Origin of the sequence: Listeria goaensis, assembly GCF_900186125.1 — a bacterium.
Taxonomy (GTDB): domain Bacteria; phylum Bacillota; class Bacilli; order Lactobacillales; family Listeriaceae; genus Listeria; species Listeria goaensis.
In genome coordinates this window covers 169,794-184,471 of record NZ_FYBQ01000003.1, presented here as the reverse complement: position 1 = coordinate 184,471, position 14,678 = coordinate 169,794, and the positions used below count along the sequence as shown (strand labels likewise).

Sequence of the window (14,678 nt, the reverse complement as noted above, 5' to 3'; positions counted from 1 at the left end):
AACTTAATATGACTGAAATTCCAGATATTGGCGAATACCAATACGGATTCCATGATAAAGATACGTCCGTTTTCCGTACAGAACGCGGTTTAACGGAAGATGTTGTACGTGAAATTTCCAAAATTAAAGAAGAGCCCGAATGGATGCTCGACTTCCGTTTGAAATCGCTCGAACAGTTTTACAAAATGCCGATGCCAACTTGGGGCGGAGACCTTTCAGAACTAGACTTCGAGGACATCACGTATTACGTGAAACCTTCTGAACAAACCGTTCAATCTTGGGACGAGGTTCCAGAAGAAATTAAACGTACATTCGACAAACTTGGCATTCCAGAAGCCGAACAGAAATATTTGGCAGGTGCATCCGCACAGTATGAATCCGAAGTTGTTTACCACAATATGAAAAAAGATTTGGAAGAACTCGGCATCGTCTTTAAAGATACTGATACCGCGCTAAAAGAAAACGAAGACATCTTCAAGGAATACTTCGCGAAAGTCATTCCACCATCTGACAATAAATTTGCTGCATTAAACTCCGCCGTTTGGTCGGGAGGTTCGTTCATCTATGTACCACCTGGCGTTAAAATCGACACGCCACTACAAGCCTACTTCCGAATTAATTCCCCGAACATGGGACAATTCGAGCGGACGCTTATAATCGTCGACGAAAACGCAAGCGTCAACTACGTGGAAGGCTGTACAGCCCCCGTTTATACGACCAACTCGCTTCACTCGGCCGTTGTTGAAATCGTCGTAAAACCAGGTGCTTATTGCCGTTACACTACCATTCAAAACTGGGCAAATAACGTCTACAACCTCGTAACGAAACGGACGTTTGTTGAAGAAAATGGCACGATGGAATGGATTGATGGCAACATCGGTTCCAAGCTGACAATGAAATACCCGTCTTGTTACCTTAGAGGAGAAGGCGCACGTGGTATGACACTTTCCATCGCCATCGCCGGTCGTGGCCAACGCCAAGATGCCGGTGCAAAAATGATGCACATGGCACCAAACACATCGAGCACAATCGTTTCAAAATCCATCTCGAAACACGGTGGTAATGTAACGTATCGCGGCATCGTCCATTTTGGCCGTAACGCGGACGGCGCTCGTTCAAACATCGAATGTGACACGCTCATCATGGACAACGCATCGACATCCGATACGATTCCATACAACGAAATTTTAAACAATAATATTTCCCTTGAGCACGAAGCAAAAGTATCCAAAGTATCCGAAGAACAACTTTTCTATCTCATGAGCCGCGGCGTTTCAGAAGTCGAAGCAACCGAAATGATCGTCATGGGCTTCATCGAACCATTCACAAAAGAACTGCCAATGGAATACGCAGTTGAAATGAACCGTTTGATTAAGTTTGAGATGGAAGGATCGATTGGTTAAGGTAATATTGAAACGGAAATGAAGCGACTTTCGCTTTATTTCCGTTTTTTTTCATAGATAGAATTCTTATTTCACTTGAAATATACTTCATGCTATACTTTTATCATATAGACAATTAAACAACAGCTTCGCGAAACCTAGCGAAAGCGGAGGAGGACATGAAAATATGGAAGGTAATGTAAGGCATCTGACAGAATATTTGCGCGGTGCCTCAAAACTGATAATTCCAGTATATCAGCGGAATTATGATTGGAAGATAGAAAACTGCAAACGGCTCATGGAAGATTTAATGATGTTAGAGAAAGAACATAGACAGACGCATTTTTTTGGAAGTATGGTCGTAAAACCGGGAAATTTATCACAGGAAATTATTGTTATCGACGGGCAACAGCGACTTACAACCATATCACTGCTTCTTTTGGCGTTGAAAAACTGGATGGAAGCACACCAATTGACAGGGGAACGGGTGAACCCGGCCAATATTGAAAATGCATTTTTGATGGACGCGTTCAGTCGCGATGTAGATAAATATAAATTGATACCGAATTCTAGAGATTTTCATACATATAAAAAGTTATTTGGTGACGAAAAATTCTTTGTGAAGCATTCAAATTTAACGATAAACTATGAATATTTTTATCATGAGCTGGAAAAGGAAAGCATTTCTCTCGACGAACTTATGAATGCGATAGAAAAATTACAAGTGATGATTGTCAATTTGAATTCACCAGATGATGACCCGCAACTCATTTTTGAAAGTTTAAATTCGACAGGTGTGGATTTGACCGATGCCGATAAAATTCGGAATTTTCTTTTGATGAATGAAAAGCAAGAACTGCAATTGGCGCATTTCCAAAATTACTGGGAACCAATTGAAGAGCGGACACAATTTCAGCTAAGCTCGTTTTTTCGAGACTACTTAACCGTTAAGAATAGCAAATATCCGAATATCTCGAAGGTATATGAAACGTTTACGGAATTTTATAGTAGCAAATTTAATAATAAGGCGGTCTTTTTCGATGAGCTTTCAGAATATTCGCTAGCCTATCAGCAAATTTTGGAAGGCAACACGGAAAACAAAGAAATCAATGCCATTTTGAGACGCTTCAATGAATTGCAATCAACCGTTGTACGCCCGTTCCTAATGGCGGTTCTTTACGATTACAACCAAAATGACTTGCAAGATTTTGAAGTTGTCGATGTTTTCACCATTTTAGAAAACTACATCGCAAGAAGAATGATTGCTAAAATACCGTCTAATTCTCTTAACAAAGTTATTGAAACTTTGTACCGCGACTTAAAACGGTTGAGAGCAGAGTCAAATGACACGCCCACGCTAAAAGATTTATTTAGTTACCTAATTTTAACCAAAACGAGTACTGCAAAAATTCCGGACGATTTCGTTATCAACGACCATTTACGCGCAAATGATTTTTACAATATGAACGCTGCTTTTAGAACTTATTTTTTTGAGCGGTTGGAAAATTTTGGGCATGCCGAAGAACTGCAGATTTATGAAGGCGTTAGCGCGCGAAAATATTCGATTGAGCACATTATGCCGCGGCGGCTGACGCTCGCATGGCAACAAGAGTTAGGGCAAGATTACAAGCAAATCCACGAAATGTACTTAAACAGGCTCGGAAATTTAACACTGACGGGCTATAACTCAAAATACAGCAACAAATCTTTTTTAGAAAAACAAAATATGGAAAAAGGATTTAAAGAGAGCCATTTCGTCAATCTAAATAAACTTCCCGCTCACGCTGAAAATTGGGGCGAGGAAGAAATCAATCAACGAACAGAAGAACTAATTGAAATCGCGCTTAAAATTTGGACGTACCCGCAAACAGAATTTTTGCCAACCATTCCAGAAAATGAAATGATCGTTTATAACGGCGAACAAACTTTCACTGGTTATAAAATAAAAGGCTATCGTTTCAAGGATGAAGACTATCAATTTGTGACAACATGGAAAGAGTTCTATGTCCATTTCGTAAAAGAGTTAACGGAAATATCCAGCATGCCCATTATCGAGCTAATGAAAGCAGAAGGCCAAACTGGCTTAGAGTCAATGTTTTCAGGCGAAGCAACGGTAACAAATAGCGAGGTAATGTCTGGCGTATATGTGTATATTCATCTTTCGAACTCAAGAAAGATGAACTATATTAAGGAACTGATGGATTTATATAATTTGGATTATGATACTCTGCTAGTAGATGTGGTTAAGTACGAAGGCAAAAATGTTGAGGATAGAAAGTTAAGTAATGTAAGTTATTAAATTGAAAATCCCCGCTGCGGAATGTGGCGGGGATTTTCATTTTTAGATGAGTGTATACCTTTCTTGAGAGAATGTTGAACATGTGCTAAATTTTAGGTGCTAATAGAAATATTAGCAAATTTGAATAAAGGAGAGGATTAAAATGACTTATGCAACTATTGTCGATGACATTATTGATATCCGTGATTATAATGTTGCGCTAGATGGTGTGACGGATGACTCAGCAGGAATTAATAGAGCTTTTGAAGAAGCTGCGAGACGTGGTGGGGCGAGTGTTTATTTTCCAAAAGCAAAAGGAATTGCTATTAAATCTCCAATTATTGTTCAAACAACAGCGATTAAAATTTTAACAGAAACATCATATAAAACAAGAATTACAGCATTAACGGGATTTGAAGGAGCGGCGTTACTTTATTTTAAGCAATCTACCGCAGATCCGAATACAATATTTAATACAGGGATAAATATTGATGGAGGGATTGATATTAATTGTAATAACGCGAATGCTGACGGTATTTTAGTGGAAAACGGATATGACAAAGTTTCGTTTCGCAATGTCAGCATTATGAACCTTCATTACAATCATAGTGGATTTAATTTTGTAACAGAGCCTAATAAATTAGGGCAAACTATTTTGCTAGAAAATAGTACCGTTACCCGTGTGAAAAAAGAAACGGCACTAAAGGAAAGCCATGTAAGCGAGAATGACTTGCTTGGAAAAGCTTGTTACTACTTTAAGAAGTATCAGGAAATTAATTTAATTGGCTGCAAGGGGTTTGCTAATCATCCAAATGATACGATTGAACCTAACATACCTCGAATTGGAACTGCATTTGAATATGAAGATTGCCGAGGTGTGAATATGGCAGGCTGTTCGGCTGCATTTGCTAATACGGCAATTTCATTTAAAGCGGTTACTAGAGAGGCAATCGGATTAACTGTTTCCGCTCAAACGAATGAACGGATTACAGGGAATGCACTTATCACAGAAGGAAGCGGTAACCTTAAATGTAAAGAAATTATGGTGTTGCCGATTCGCGGGGAAGCTGCTATGAATGACGGAGGTTCAGGAGAGTTCCATTTGAAAAATACGATAATGTCAACCATTTATAGCTTAACTCAAAAAGTAGCTTTGGAAGAAATGGCTATACAAAATTTAGTTATTTCTGATGATATGACAAAAGTATCGATGGTAGAGAACAATAATAGTGTTCTTGGCGTTTCAAGTTATCCAGATTATATTTTTAAAATCCGTGATGCGGCTCAAATTGAGGGGAATTTAAATCCAAAACTAGCTTTAAAAAGTGATAAACAAAAGTATCGGATGGCTTTGGAGGATTCTACCAACGCACTGAATTTGGATAGACATACGGAAGGTACGGCTTGGAAAACACACTTGTCAATCAATTCAGTAGAAACAAAGCTTAATAATGAGAATATTACTTTGACAGCGGACGGCATTATGCGAATTAAACGTGCAACTAATCCCGATTTAACTTTAGAAAGCAATAGGCAGCAGTATCGCATGATGCTAATGGATGATGCTGAGAAGTTTAAATTGGAAAAATTAAACGAGGAGAGCGGAGGGCGATGGGACGAGTATTTGTCTGTTGCGCCAAATGACACAACGCTTACTAATGCCGAACTTGTTTTAAATGGACATGTTCAAGCGAAGGAAGGTATCGCTATAAATGCCGACCAAGCGAAGGGAAAAGGGGTAGTCTTAGAAGGTGAGGATCATAAATATCGCTTATCTGTCTCAAAAGATGGCTTAAATGTTGAACAGCAAGTCCCAATAGGTGACCAATTATTTAGCTGGAAACCAATTTTTGAGCTCAATGATAAAAATATAAAAATTATTAATCAGACTGTTAAAACAACTGATTTTAATTTACAAAGTGTTGATGGCGAGTATTTAGCACGTCTACTTTCAAATCCAGCGAACAGCTATACGGGACTAGCAATTCGTTACCGCGCAGATGGACAATCGGGATTTGCTCAAGTGCAGGTTGGGCAGAGAGATTCAGCAGGGCTCGGGAAACGTGCTTTGTATATTCCAAACTAAACGCTCCTATAAAATATAAGCGTTAAAATTCACATCACGCATTTACAAACCCCTTTCATTCCGCTAAAATGAAAGGGGTTCTTGTGAGTGTTTTCACGAAAGGGAGAGGGGAAAATGAGTTTTCATGTTTTAATGTATCACGAACTGCGCGAGCGGGGAGCAATTGGGGAGAGCGCGCCTTCGGTGGTTGAAGTGGCGACAAATTGTGATGCCGCACTTCCAAAAATGCTTTTTGCTTATGTGGATGACTTCGAAAAGCAAATGGATATGTTGCAAAGCGGGGGATTTAATGTAATTTCGATGCAGGATGTTCGGGATTTTTATGAAAAAGGTAAAACTTTGCCTGAAAATGCCGTACTAATTACATTTGATGATGCATTCCAATCCGTTTTACGGTACGCTTACCCGGTGTTAAAAAAACGTGGTTTACACGCGACTTTATTTGTTGTGCGTGGCTGGCTAGCTAAAACCGCCAAGCGCTTTAATCCAGAAAAATCAGTGGTTATGAGTGTGAGCGAGGTGAACGAAATGCGTGACGTGTTCACGTTTGCCAACCATACGACCGATTTGCATGATCAAGATGGTGCGAAAAGCACATTTCAAACGGCGACGACAGCCGAACTTTTGGCGGATTTAAAAACGTGTGCGGAATTTGTCGATGAGCCGGATATTTTCGCGTACCCATTTGGGGCTTACGGCGAGGCTGATTTGGAACGCCTGCAACAAGCAGGAATTAAACTAGCTTTTACGACAAAACCAGGGCGAAATGAGCGCGAAACGCCTCCACTCGAACTTCACCGCCAAGTTGTTGCACTCGGCATGACAGCGGAAGAATTGAAACAAATTTTACATAAGGATGGTAAGGAAAATTGAAAAAATGGCTTGGAATTTTAATGTTGCTTTTAGTTGGTGTAGTGGTTGTAGGGTGTTCAAATTCGGAACCAGAAAAGGCTGCGGAGACAAAAACGGAAACGACGAACAAACCGTTGCGTTTTGGGACGCTGCCAGCAGAATCTGCTATTCCGATTATTTTAGCCAAAGAAAAAGGCTTTTTTGAGGAAGAAAAAGTGAATGTGGAGATTACCCCGTTTAATGCGCCGAACGACCGCAATGTCGCGGCTCAAGCTGGGAAAATCGACGGTATGATTGGCGATGTGATGACGGCACTTTCGATGCGTGACGGTGGTATGGATTTCACGATTACGTCCGATATTAATGAAGATTTCAAATTGCTCTCCTCGCCTGATTCAGGGATTACGGATATCAAACAGCTTGATGGCAAGGAATTTTCGCTCGTGCCGAAGTTTTTACTAGAATACATCATGGACGAAATGGCCGCGGAAAATGATATTAGCTACAAAATCGTACAAATTCCGTCGATTTCTGCGCGATATGAAGCGCTTTTGAATAATCAAGTGGATTCTGTGATTTTTACAGAACCTCAAGCCACTCTTCTTGAAAAAAATGGCGCCCATGTTCTCGGAAGCTCCGCAGAATACGGGATTAAAGGTGGCACAATTAGTTTTGCAAGCGATGTTGTGAAATCCCGCGAAGCGGATATTTCTGCGTTTTACCGGGCGTATAACAAAGGTGTTGCGTATATGAATGAGCATGATGCGGCTGATTACGCGGATATTTTAAAGACGTATAAATTCCCAGATGCGATGACAAGTTACTTAGAAAATAAAGAAGAAGACTATACAAAAGCTCAAAAAGTCAGCAAAAAACAATTTGATAGCATTGAAAAATGGACGAAAGAAAAAGAAATGATTCAAAAGGATTATTCTTATGACGAAATGACCGATTTTTCGATGTTGGATTGACTTAAAACCGCAAGTTCATCTTGCGGTTTTTATGGACTTCGCTATAATTAAAGGTAAAGGTTTGGAAAGGGAGAAAGTTGTGGAGAAATACTTGATTTGTACCGATTTAGATGGTACGTTGCTTGGGAAAAATCATAAGGTGCCGAGAAAAACACGGCGACTTTTGAGGAAATTAATAAAAGAAGGCCATTATTTTTCGGTGGCAACTGGGCGGATGTTTCATGCGGCGAATGAATTTGCGAAAAATATTCATGAAGAAGCATTTGTAATCGCTTCAAATGGCTCAATTGCGGCGAACAAAGAGGGGATTTTCCACCACGTGAAAACGGATAATGATGCGCTTACAAAAATTTACGAGATTTGCCAGGCTGAAAAGGTAAGGGCGTTCTTTTTTTCGACGGATACGGTGTTCTATATTGGTGAAGTCCCGTCCCATTTTAAACAAGAAGATGATAAAGAGCGCGTTCAGGCGGTGAAACATGTTTCGGTGAATGAGCGAGATGTATTCGAGCGGTTTGTCGATGAGATGGTGAACGGTTTAATTGTAGAGGAGCAAGATTTTTCGCGGATTCAGGAGTTGCGTACGGAGCTTGAAGTGCTCCCAAATGTGCACTTTTTGTCCTCTCATATGAACAATATTGAGATTTTGCCGGAGCAAATTGATAAGGCGGTGGCCGTGCGGAATTTGGCTGAGCGCCTTTCTGTGAAGCAAGAAAATGTGATTGCTTTTGGTGATGGTGAAAATGATTTAGGGATGATTGAATTTGCTGGAATCGGTGTCGCGATGGGGAATGCGAACAATGAATTGAAAGAAAAAGCTGATTTTGTGACGGAAACGAATGAAAGAGAAGGCATTTATAAGTTTTTAAAGCAGAGAAAATTACGATAAGGGGTTATTTTTATGAGTATTGACGCAAAAATGAATATTGCTATCCTGCTTACCATTTTTTCTTTTATAGGTGGTATACTGTCACTAAATATACAAACTGAGCCTTACTGGAAGGTATTATTAGCAATAAGTGCCATTATTTTTGTCAGTATGATTATTGTGATTATCATTTTAAATAAGCAAGCAAATAAATCAATTGAAGCTTGTACAATTCCGATAGAAGCCACATTGAAATGGTTTGAAACAGGAAGTGGTAAATCTATCATGCTGTTTTTAGTGTTAGAAATGGAACATAAAGGGCGAGTTATCCGAAAAGGTTACTCCCAAAGAGGTGGAGTGGGCGTTGTCGAGTTAACGCAGTTCTTTATTCAACATCCAGTTGGCTCCAAAATAAAGATTTTAACAAACGGTAAGAATTTTTCAGCCGTTAAAATTGCTGAGATTAATCTTTTTGTGACAGATACAGGGGAAAAACTAATTTTAAAAAGAGCTGCAAATAAAAAAACGTTCATTTGAACGTTTTTTATTTGATTAGCCTTTTTCCTAATAAATCGGTCAATTTAAATAAGAAAAAACCGAGAAATGCAAGTGCTAAAATACCGCAAAACATGTCAGGATAGTCAATTACTGACCACGCATTCATAATGTAGTAACCAAGTCCATATGTAGTTGCATAATTTTCCGCAAAAAAGAGTGAGGCGAGCGAAATGCCGATAGCGATGCGAAGCCCGCTAATGATGTGCGGTGAAATGGCTGGTAAAAGTAGGTGCTTAAACCTCATAAAAGGCGTAGCTTGGAAGGAAAACATGATTTTCTCCCAGTTTGGGTCCATTTGTTTCACACCATCACGCGCGGATAAAATAATTTGAAAAATGATAATCCAGATGACGAGCATGATTTTTGATAAATCGCCAAGCCCATATAAAATCATGAATACGGGTAAAAAGGCAACCTTTGGGATCGGATAGATGTAATAAAGTATCGGCGAGAGCCATTTGTCGGCCAGCTGGTTCGCGCCAATGAAAATGCCGAGTGGAATTCCGATGAGAAGCGAAACAAGAATGGCGACGACAATTCTGTACAGGCTCATTAGCGTATGCGGAATCAGTTCGGGGATTTTTTCGAAAAATAAGACGCACGTTGCAAGCGGTGCTGGTATGACGGGGCTACTAATAAAAAGGTAAAGCAACTCCCAAATGAGTAGCAAGCCTAAAATGCCGATGAGGCTGTTTGCGATTTTGATTTTCATTTCGCTACCTCATTTCCGAGCGCGGAACGAATTGTTCGGCACATGTCATAGAATTCTTTTCGCATACGGAGCTCGCTTTGTCCAAAAAAAGGGTTGGCGATTTCTTGTTTAATGTTGCCTGTGCCCATGACGATGATTTTCTGGCCGAGAAAAACGGCCTCTTCAATGGAGTGGGTGACCTGAACCATTGTGGTGGCGCGTTTTTGCTGGATTTCTAGCAGCCTATTTTGCAAACTTTCCTTCGTCATCGCGTCAAGCGCGCTCGTGGCCTCATCGAGCAATAAAATTTTCGGATTAAGCGCGAGGCTTCTCCCAATTGCGGTGCGCTGTTTTTGCCCACCACTAAGTTCTGGCGGATATTTATTTTGGCACGCCTCAAGGCCAAGTTCCGCTAAAAGTGTTTGCGTGCGGTCATTTATTTCGGCCTTAGATTGTTTTTTGATTTTTAAACCTAAAGCGATGTTTTCAAAAACAGTTTTCCAAGGAAATAACGCGTAATCTTGTAGGATTATCCCAGTTTCATCAGGAAAACCGATTTTTTGTTCCCCGAAAAAGCGAATTTCGCCTTCTGTTGGTGCGACAAAACCCGCCATTGCGTGGAGAAGTGTTGTTTTCCCGCAGCCAGATGGTCCAATAATGGCGCAAGTTGATTTTTCAGGCACTTCAAGCGAAATCTTATTTAAGGCGATAGTTTCTTGATATTTACATGTTACGTTTTTCACTTGTATGGCGTTCATTCGTTTACTCCTCTCCTAAAATCATTATAAACGAAGCCGTAACACAAGAAAAGAGCAGGAAATTTTTCCGCTCTCATTTTTTGTTTAAAACTGGATAGAAGTCGGTACAAATTGTAACGGGGAACTGCCCGATGTCCCGTTGTTCGATAAATTCACGTCAACCACTTGATAAAAGGCATTCCCAGTGTCTGCAATTTCCCACACGCCAAGAAGGACGTAATAGCCTGAACGATCAGTTGGGAGATTTACCGTTTGAGTGACTTTTGTCGTTGGAATCGTATTGCCGGCATCAATTGTTTGCAGATGCTCAAGCGATGCCCGTGTAATCGGCTCATTTGGATTCCAATCTTTTTTCGTCATATAATATTTCCATTCAGAAGTACGGTGCAGCGCCGTTAGCGTCCATTCAATTGTATTTGCGCCACCGGTTAAGTTTACTTTACTCCATCTCGAATCGGTTTGCACATCCATGTCACTAAATTTCCCCCCGCCAGCAATTTGGCCATCGGCTGGTCCGCCAGTTGGGAAGTTTCCCGTTGCTTCCACACTTTGCGGCTCATATTGAATTGGCCCCGCATTTTGATTTACGCCAAGTTTCGCTAAATAAGCGCGACTCTCAGGCTTTGAAATGTACCCGTGTGCGGATACGCCAACCGTTGCCCCCGAAACAGTTAGCGCAATAGCCCCTAAAAATACAGCCGACTTTCCAAAAAAATTCTTCATCTCTATTCCTCCTTTTTGGTACACATAAATAACATGCGCCCGCTTTTCTTTTCCCTAGCCCATCAAAGATAATCACGAAAATCAAAAAATGAGAGCTTCCTCCTGTAAACTAGACCATTCAAACGAGGAGTTTTCTGAAAAACCTCATGAAAAGAACTTTTTGGGAAGAAAATAGCTAGTCAAATTTTCATAGAAAGGGGAAAACCATACAATGACGAACGTTTAGCAAGCAATGTTTCAATTCTTGCTTTTTCATTCCTGAAACCGTTATTTTATGCCCGATTGCGTTATAATAAAAGTGGAGGTGGGCACGATGCAAAAACCAACGAAAAAAGAATGGACGGCTATTACCACTTGCGATGCTAATTTTGATGGCGTATTCTATTATGCTGTTCAAACGACAGGCATTTTTTGTCGGCCGTCTTGCAAATCAAAAGCGCCAAATTATGAGAATGTGGTCATTTTCAAATCAAGTGGTGCCGCGATAAAAGCGGGTTTTAGGCCATGCAAAAGATGTAAATCAGGCGGCGAGCGCGTGCCAGATGCCGAATGGGTGATGGACATTAAACGCTTTGTGGCGAGTAATTTAGCGGAATCGCTTTCGCTCGAACAAATTGCTGCTGCTTGCCACGGTAGTGAAAGTCATTTGCATCGCACGTTTAAAAAGGTGACGGGCGAAACGATTCATCATTATGTTATCCGCAAAAAGCTAATTTTAGCGCAGGAAATGCTGCGAAAGGAAAACTTGGAAATCAAACAAATTGCGCGCGCTGTCGGTTTTAATAACGCCGCACAATTTGCCACTCTTTTTAAGAAACAAATGGGCATGACGCCATCCAAATACCGAAATGAGGTGCTGAAATGATTTATGATTTTATTGACGATGTAGGTTTATATGTTGCGAAAACGAAACGCGGTGTTTGCTTTATTGGCGCCGACTACGACGAATTGATCGCGTTTTATGAAAAGAAGTACAAAAATGAGGAATTTAGGCGTTCTGCAGAATTTTCAAGGGAAGCGGAGGACTTAAAAGCCTATTTTAACGGCGAAAAAATATCTTTTGACTGGCCTTTAGATTTTTCTGTTGGCGATTTTACAGAAAGCGTGTTTAAAGCTTTGCGCGAAATCCCGTACGGTGTGACTTCTTCCTACTCAGAAATTGCCACACAAATTGGCAACCCAAAAGCAGTTAGAGCAGTAGGGCGAGCAATCGGATCCAACCCGATTTTAATCGCCATCCCGTGTCACCGAGTCATCGGTAAGTCCGGTAAACTAACGGGTTACCGAGGCGGATTACCATTAAAAGAACAGCTACTAAAACTAGAAAATCGCCAAAGAAGTTAGTTTCTTTGGCGATTTTTAGGAGTTAATGGTTTATAAATTTTTCGTATAAACATTGGTATAAAACTTATAAGCTACATTACTTGACCAGTTACTCGGTGTGGAAGCCTCCCGCCAAGACATGCTTGCTTGATTTGTGGAGGTGGAATAAAAACTTGTTCCAGATTTCACAGAATCACGCGGATAATTTACTTCTTCGTGTTTAAACATTGGGATTGGCATTTTTGAAACGCCGTTTGGTAACGAGAATTTAATTACAATCGCATACTTATCTGTACTTGTGATAGGGATAGATTCATTTAATTTAATCGTTTCATAACCAGCGTCCGTTTTTACCCCTCTTGCAACTAGTTTTAGGTTGGAAAAGGATTTATCAGAGCTGTTTGGATTAATATAAATTTCGTAAGGTGTGTCGTATTGTGTGGTATTAATTGCAATTGCTTCAATGCTTTCTTTTGAATCTTTTGGAGCATCAAAGATATTAGCAATATACGTATTCGCTGTTGCAGGATATGTGGATAAAGAAGCAAATGGTGCCATGGCATACATATTATCGTAGTTTTGGACGGTTTCCATTTGTTTCGCACCGTACATAGCAGAAGTTAGTATATATGCATCTTCATAAGACACATAGTAGTAGCCTTTATCACCCCAAGTTGATCCCCAACTATTTTTCACGATGAAAGCGCCGTCATTTTGGGGCTGGTACGCCAATCGGAAATTTTCTTTGCTGTATGTGTCATCATACCCAACAATGAGAGAAGAATGTGAAATGGTTGTATAGTTATCTTTCGGTACATACATCGCATTTGTTGTTGGATTCATATATGTGTTTCTGTAAGCAGAGCTTGCAGTCCATTGATATGTAAGACCACCATTTTTCACAAGATGCTCCTTTATTTTTTTCACTTTTTGTGCTTGCTCAGTCTCGCTTGCTGTTATTGGGAGCTTCACAATATTATTCATTCCTTGCTGATGAGCAACTGGTTTTTTAGATAAAACGTTTAAAGAAGGTAGATAGGTAGCATATTGATCAAATGGCATTTCACTTTCAAGGACAGGTAATTCCCAATTCATGCCTTCATAAAATACATTGTATTCTTGGGCACCAGTATTTAAAAATCGATTATATGCTTTAGGATTATTTCCATCTACGCCATCTGCATCTCTTGCCGAGTAGTAATCAGCATAGAGCTCGGAAAAATCATACGTCGTTCCAGTCTGCTTTAACAAAGCTGTTTCAATAGATGCATTTGAAGAGAATGACCAACAAATATTTCTAGATTGTTGATTTTTAACTGGTGTATCTAACCCGTTTATACGCGGGTCATACTTAGTCGGCAAAGGGGTTGTACGAAGCAATTGCTTTGGTTTAGGCTGCTCATAAATTGGTGTTGGGTCTGGTGTTGCCCCCGCCGGATACTCCTTTGCATCAACTTGATTTCCAGGTAAGAATAAGAAGAAACTTGCTAAAATAAAACTGATTCCCGCTAACAAACATAACAATTTTTTCATTTTAAATCCTCCTTTTTTAGTTGAAAATATAAGCTGTTTTTTTATCCTTTCTTTTTATTCTATTTAAAAGATAAAAATCATCTAAATAGTCTCCCGCTTCATTATACTATATAGAGTAAAATTCTGAAAGTTGTTATCGAGGTGATAAGTATACAAAAGTATATTCTTGGAAAAAGATATGAAATTTGCCGCTTGCTACTCTATCATGTAAAATAAAATCAAAACCTGAAAGGGGCAAAAGGATGATAAAAAAACTAGGTCAAGTCATGGTATATATTGAAAATCAAGAAGAGGTTGCACGCTTTTGGACGGAGCAAGTAGGTTTTATTATTCGCGCACGTAACAAGGAAACGGATGCGGAGAAATGGATTGAAATTGCGCCAGATGAAGAAACAGCCACAACCATTGTATTGCAAGATAAAATTGCTGTCGCGAAAATGAGCCCCGATATGAATTTAGGTACACCTTCTTTACTTTTTTATACGGATGAACTAGATGCGACTTACGCTACATTCAAAGAAAACGGCGTTCCCGTCGGAGAATTAGTAGATACGCCACTCGGACGCGTTTTTAATTTCCATGACCCAGAACAAAATTATTTCGCTATTTTAGAAGATAAATAGCAAAAAGCCAGCGATTTTACCCGCTGGCTTTT

The 14,678-nt window shown here is 39.9% G+C and carries 14 protein-coding genes; 10 read left to right on the top strand and 4 right to left on the bottom strand.

What is annotated here, in order from left to right:
• The first annotated feature begins 8 nt into the window (after positions 1-8).
• The 7 genes from sufB to CFT42_RS05550 all read left to right on the top strand — a co-directional run bounded on the left by sufB (position 9) and on the right by CFT42_RS05550 (position 8,974).
• Positions 9-1,403: a Fe-S cluster assembly protein SufB gene (gene sufB / locus CFT42_RS05580; RefSeq protein ID WP_088810342.1), complete on the top strand. Its 1,395-nt coding sequence runs from the start codon at positions 9-11 to the stop codon at positions 1,401-1,403.
• A gap of 166 nt (positions 1,404-1,569) precedes the next feature.
• Positions 1,570-3,681 (top strand): DUF262 domain-containing protein, encoded by a 2,112-nt coding sequence (locus CFT42_RS05575; protein WP_088815605.1) that lies wholly within the window; start codon positions 1,570-1,572, stop codon positions 3,679-3,681.
• A 142-nt stretch (positions 3,682-3,823) separates the two neighbouring features.
• A complete protein-coding gene (locus CFT42_RS05570; RefSeq protein ID WP_088815603.1) occupies positions 3,824-5,746 on the top strand; it encodes a glycosyl hydrolase family 28-related protein in 1,923 nt (640 codons plus the stop codon).
• Between the two features lie 114 nt (positions 5,747-5,860).
• Complete coding sequence (locus CFT42_RS05565; RefSeq protein WP_088810345.1) at positions 5,861-6,619, top strand: polysaccharide deacetylase family protein; 759 nt, start codon at positions 5,861-5,863, stop codon at positions 6,617-6,619.
• Entirely contained in the window at positions 6,616-7,569 is a 954-nt protein-coding gene (locus CFT42_RS05560; RefSeq protein WP_088815602.1) for an ABC transporter substrate-binding protein, read from the top strand. The genes CFT42_RS05565 and CFT42_RS05560 overlap by 4 nt, the downstream gene beginning before the upstream one ends.
• 79 nt (positions 7,570-7,648) lie before the next feature.
• On the top strand, positions 7,649-8,458 hold the full coding sequence (locus tag CFT42_RS05555; RefSeq protein ID WP_088810347.1) for a Cof-type HAD-IIB family hydrolase: 810 nt from the start codon (positions 7,649-7,651) through the stop codon (positions 8,456-8,458).
• 12 nt (positions 8,459-8,470) lie between these two features.
• Positions 8,471-8,974, top strand: coding sequence for a hypothetical protein (locus tag CFT42_RS05550; RefSeq protein WP_088810348.1), 504 nt, complete (start codon positions 8,471-8,473; stop codon positions 8,972-8,974).
• A 7-nt stretch (positions 8,975-8,981) separates the two neighbouring features.
• Here CFT42_RS05550 and CFT42_RS05545 read toward each other — a convergent pair whose 3' ends face one another.
• From CFT42_RS05545 to CFT42_RS05535, 3 genes are all read right to left on the bottom strand, one after another.
• Complete coding sequence (locus CFT42_RS05545; RefSeq protein ID WP_088810349.1) at positions 8,982-9,707, bottom strand: ABC transporter permease; 726 nt, start codon at positions 9,705-9,707, stop codon at positions 8,982-8,984.
• The gene (locus tag CFT42_RS05540; protein WP_088815601.1) at positions 9,704-10,444 is read right to left on the bottom strand and encodes an ABC transporter ATP-binding protein; all 741 of its coding nucleotides are present in this window, start codon (positions 10,442-10,444) and stop codon (positions 9,704-9,706) included. The genes CFT42_RS05545 and CFT42_RS05540 overlap by 4 nt, the downstream gene beginning before the upstream one ends.
• 84 nt (positions 10,445-10,528) lie before the next feature.
• Positions 10,529-11,167, bottom strand: a complete 639-nt coding sequence (locus CFT42_RS05535) for a lytic polysaccharide monooxygenase (RefSeq protein WP_088810351.1) — start codon at positions 11,165-11,167, stop codon at positions 10,529-10,531.
• Positions 11,168-11,480: 313 nt separating this feature from the next.
• On the opposite strand from CFT42_RS05535, the gene CFT42_RS05530 reads away from it, so the two are divergent.
• Both CFT42_RS05530 and CFT42_RS05525 read left to right on the top strand, forming a co-directional pair.
• Complete coding sequence (locus tag CFT42_RS05530; RefSeq protein ID WP_088815600.1) at positions 11,481-12,032, top strand: bifunctional transcriptional activator/DNA repair enzyme AdaA; 552 nt, start codon at positions 11,481-11,483, stop codon at positions 12,030-12,032.
• Positions 12,029-12,511: a methylated-DNA--[protein]-cysteine S-methyltransferase gene (locus CFT42_RS05525; RefSeq protein ID WP_088810353.1), complete on the top strand. Its 483-nt coding sequence runs from the start codon at positions 12,029-12,031 to the stop codon at positions 12,509-12,511. The genes CFT42_RS05530 and CFT42_RS05525 overlap by 4 nt, the downstream gene beginning before the upstream one ends.
• 30 nt (positions 12,512-12,541) lie before the next feature.
• Here the strand turns inward: CFT42_RS05525 and CFT42_RS05520 are convergent, their stop codons facing one another.
• A complete protein-coding gene (locus tag CFT42_RS05520) occupies positions 12,542-14,023 on the bottom strand; it encodes a C1 family peptidase (RefSeq protein WP_088810354.1) in 1,482 nt (493 codons plus the stop codon).
• Positions 14,024-14,265: 242 nt separating this feature from the next.
• On the opposite strand from CFT42_RS05520, the gene CFT42_RS05515 reads away from it, so the two are divergent.
• Positions 14,266-14,646 (top strand): VOC family protein, encoded by a 381-nt coding sequence (locus CFT42_RS05515; protein WP_088810355.1) that lies wholly within the window; start codon positions 14,266-14,268, stop codon positions 14,644-14,646.
• Positions 14,647-14,678 lie beyond the last annotated feature (32 nt).